5 protein-coding genes are annotated in these 2,884 nt (G+C 42.6%); all 5 read left to right on the forward strand.

Annotated features, from left to right (window positions below):
• Positions 1 to 178: 178 nt before the first annotated feature.
• The 5 genes from LHL20_RS20625 to LHL20_RS20645 all read left to right on the forward strand — a co-directional run bounded on the left by LHL20_RS20625 (position 179) and on the right by LHL20_RS20645 (position 2,678).
• Positions 179 to 430 carry a DUF6429 family protein gene (locus LHL20_RS20625; protein ID WP_239260053.1) on the forward strand — a complete coding sequence of 84 codons (252 nt, stop codon included), beginning with the start codon at positions 179 to 181 and terminating at the stop codon, positions 428 to 430.
• A 165-nt stretch (positions 431 to 595) separates the two neighbouring features.
• Complete coding sequence (locus LHL20_RS20630) at positions 596 to 865, forward strand: hypothetical protein (protein ID WP_226434646.1); 270 nt, start codon at positions 596 to 598, stop codon at positions 863 to 865.
• Between the two features lie 143 nt (positions 866 to 1,008).
• Positions 1,009 to 1,299, forward strand: a complete 291-nt coding sequence (locus LHL20_RS20635) for a hypothetical protein (protein ID WP_226434647.1) — start codon at positions 1,009 to 1,011, stop codon at positions 1,297 to 1,299.
• A gap of 135 nt (positions 1,300 to 1,434) precedes the next feature.
• Positions 1,435 to 1,752, forward strand: coding sequence for a ribonuclease E inhibitor RraB (locus LHL20_RS20640; protein WP_226434648.1), 318 nt, complete (start codon positions 1,435 to 1,437; stop codon positions 1,750 to 1,752).
• Positions 1,753 to 2,327: 575 nt separating this feature from the next.
• Positions 2,328 to 2,678, forward strand: a complete 351-nt coding sequence (locus LHL20_RS20645) for a hypothetical protein (RefSeq protein WP_226434649.1) — start codon at positions 2,328 to 2,330, stop codon at positions 2,676 to 2,678.
• The last annotated feature ends 206 nt before the right edge of the window (positions 2,679 to 2,884 follow it).

Genomic DNA, 2,884 nt, shown 5'->3' on the forward strand with positions numbered 1-2,884 from the left:
ACCTGTGGTTATATTGTGCATGTTGGACTCCATAATATTTTTTGTGTGAGAACTAAAATATTAACCCAGCTCAATGAGTTGGGGGAGTCCAATTATCTCGCTGGGACGCTAACACGCAGGGCCGCTTCGCTATTATGCCCTACGCGTTATCGCCCCTTAGTGGGGCGTTAGTAGCCATATGAAAATGGAGACAGCAGTGGAAATAGATGAAGATAAAATCGATGAAGCGGCACTTGCTCTGTTTTACCTTACTCTGCACGACAAGTTTGGTAGGGCTTGGAAGCAAATAGATTGGAGTATCACCGACCGACTTTATGAAAAAGGTTATATTCACGACCCTGTTGGCAAATCAAAGTCTGTTGTTTTAACTGAAGAAGGGCTCGCCAAATCAGAAGAGCTATTCAAAAAGTTATTCGTCAAAAGTGAGTGAGTATTGTGCGCATAGCTCAGCTGTTACTCTAGGATGTATCAGCGTGGCAACTAACAAGCCAATTAACGCACTCACTTCGTTCGCTGGGACGCATACACGCGGGGCGGCTGCGCCATTATGCCCCACATGTCTGCGCCCGTTATTGGAAAGTTAGGTGTTCCAAGGATGACAAATAAAGATGGTGGAGATACTGAGCTAGCATTTATCGGAGCATTAAGTCTCTGGTTGTTAGTATCTCTATTTAGTTGGGTTGCTTCTCTATTCTATTACGCATGGCAGAGCAATGAACCGTTCGAATTTACTTCACGAGGTTTAAGGTTTATGAATTTACTTCCGGCTAGCGTTCAATTTGCGATTAGCATTTCTGTTGTAGCATTCTTTACATATGAGGCTGCAAAGCAATCAGTTAAGTTTGTAAAGCTGTTGCGTGGTTAGCCAGTTGCTGTCTCGGCCCACACCTAACAACCCAATCAACACACTCACTACGTTCGCTGGGACGCATACACGTGGGGCGGCTTCGCCATTATGCCCCACATGTATGCGCCCGTTATTGGAAAGTTATACGCAAAAGGAAACCTGTGAGTAAAAAGGAATTTATTGGTCTTGTTGTATTAGTTTGCTTACTCAATTTTTTACTTCAAATTTGGTATGTAGGTAATGCAGGCGATTTCATTGCAAATTATGTTGGTTATCCAATAAGCGTTTTCATCATTCCTATTTTCTTATCACAATTGCGCCCTTATATTGCTCTTTCAGTTTGCTCAAAGTCACTGGCATTAAAACAAAAACTGCAGTTATTTGGTATTCCTTGCTTTGTTTCGGTATGTTTAGTTTGTGGCTTTTACTTAATAATGCAATATGGCGGTTGATTTTGGCTATTGCGTATAACAAACAAATTATGTCACTCGCTGCCGCTCGCTGGGACGCAAACACGTGCGCGGCTTCGCCATTATTGCACACGTGTTTGCGCCCCATATTTGGAAGTTATGTGCCAAGGAGGCAAATTGATTTTCCCAGATGATGTTGATGGTGACGTTTTAAGAAGGCTCGAAGAATCTGGATTCGATTTTCAAAAGCCAACCACGATAGATTTCAACGTCGATTTCGACTCTTGGCCTCCTCACCCTGACGCTGTTTCAAAGTTAAAAGAATTCGCTGGTGCAATTGAAATTTACGAACCGGACGGGGAGTATAGCGGTTATATCCTATTTAACATTCACCAAATTCTCTCTTATAAGTTAGTAATAGAAACGCAGGACAATGTTACCTCTCTAGTGGCCGAATATGGTGGAATTTGCGAATCTTGGGGTGTTTTGAGCTAATGGCACATAACAAAAAAATTAAGGCACTCACTTCGTTCGCTGGGACGCATACACGTGGGCTGCTTCGCATTATAGCCCACGCGTCTGCGCCCCTTATTTAAAAGTTATGTGACTAGGGGAATAGAATCATCTAATGACTAATGAAGACAAACTGCAACTTCCTAAGATACAGTTATTGGCCCTTTTCTTATCTAGTTGCTTCTTCATACTTCCTTGTGTTTTCAAGCTCAATGTTCTAGCTAGCTGTGCTTTTGCATTCGTCATTTTTTTCTATTTGCTCAGTGAAGTGGACTGGTTGCGTAGGTACTTTGATATGTCCAATAAACAGTTAGCGCTTAACATTATCTTAATTGCAGTTAGTGGGCTTCTGGCTTTCGAAGTGTTTTTTATGTTTGCTCTTGTTGCCATATATCCTGTTTCTAAATTCTATAAAACTTAGGTACTCTGTATTGGCAAAGTCACATAACAAAAAAATCAAGTCACTCACTTCGTTCGCTGGGACGCATACATGCGGGGCGGCTTCGCCATTATGCCCCACATGCCTGCGCCCCTTATTCAAAAGTTAGGTAACTGTCATGCTTGATCTCACGAGCACTAATTTTAGGCTCAGAGACCTGAGAAAAATTATTGAGCCATGTCTTCATGAAGTCGAATGGCAGCGAGAAATCGATAGTAGCGAGTGGGTTCACATTGAAAACACTTCATTGCTGAAAAACTGGGTTTCAAATTTACCAATCAAATCTAGCGAACCAGTTATTGTTACTGACAAATCGTGGTCTAAATCTGCTATACATGATTGGCAGTTTGTAAATGCGAACCTATTAGGTTTAAAAGAAGACGGTTTTTCACTTTTTATTTCCCAGCACAAGTTGTGGGTTATAGAAGTTAACCTCATAGGTGTCGCTCGGATTGGCTTTTGGAGGTAGGTTACCTAACAATCTGCTGTAGTCGCTCGCAGGCTCGCTGGGACGCTAACACATGGGCTGCGTCGCTTCGCTCCTAATTTTAGCCCATGTGTTTCCGCCCCTAAGCAGGGCGTTGGTATGACTCCCTTTGTCAACCCTGAACGAGCGCTTCCCTGACACTCTTTCAGCCCATAATTAGCTGTGTTCCTCACTCATATTAAATGAGC

The organism is Alteromonas sp. McT4-15 (genome assembly GCF_020515205.1).
In the GTDB taxonomy this organism is placed as follows: Bacteria; Pseudomonadota; Gammaproteobacteria; order Enterobacterales; family Alteromonadaceae; genus Alteromonas.